The 536-nt window shown below is 48.9% G+C and carries 1 protein-coding gene; it reads left to right on the forward strand.

The features are described from left to right. Nucleotides 1-536: transposase (locus tag H8S52_RS19760; protein WP_186910416.1), on the forward strand; the 536-nt coding region annotated here is incomplete at both ends.

A 536-nucleotide genomic window follows, 5' to 3' on the forward strand; every position in this document is an offset into this window, starting at 1 on the left:
CGCAGGAACATATTCAGTCCTTCCGCAAAGATCGCCCTTATGGTCCTGAAGGCATACACCGGATTCTCCGACAGGCAACTGGTGGAACATCTGAACGGGAACATACACTACCAGATTTTCTGTGGAATTATGATCCCCCCGTCCCTTCCCATAACCAACTTCAAGATAGTCAGTGCCATCCGTAATGAGATAGCATCCCGCCTTGACATTGATTCTTTCCAGGAGGTCCTGGCTTCACACTGGAAACCTTATCTTGATAACCTTCACGTCTGCATGACCGATGCCACATGCTATGAGAGCCACATGCGTTTTCCTACGGACATGAAACTTCTTTGGGAAAGCCTCGAATGGCTCTACAGGCATATATGCCGGCATTGCAGGGAGCTGGGCATAAGGCGTCCGCGCAACAAATACAGGAATGTGGCGGAATCCTATCTGTCCTACTGCAAGAAAAGAAAGAGGAGAGCTTCAAGGACAAGAATGCTTAAGCGCCGTATGATCAAGCTTCTTGAAAAGCTCCTCAGTCAAAGGGATGG

The organism is Bacteroides sp. NSJ-48, assembly GCF_014287405.1.
Taxonomy (GTDB): domain Bacteria; phylum Bacteroidota; class Bacteroidia; order Bacteroidales; family Bacteroidaceae; genus Bacteroides; species Bacteroides stercoris.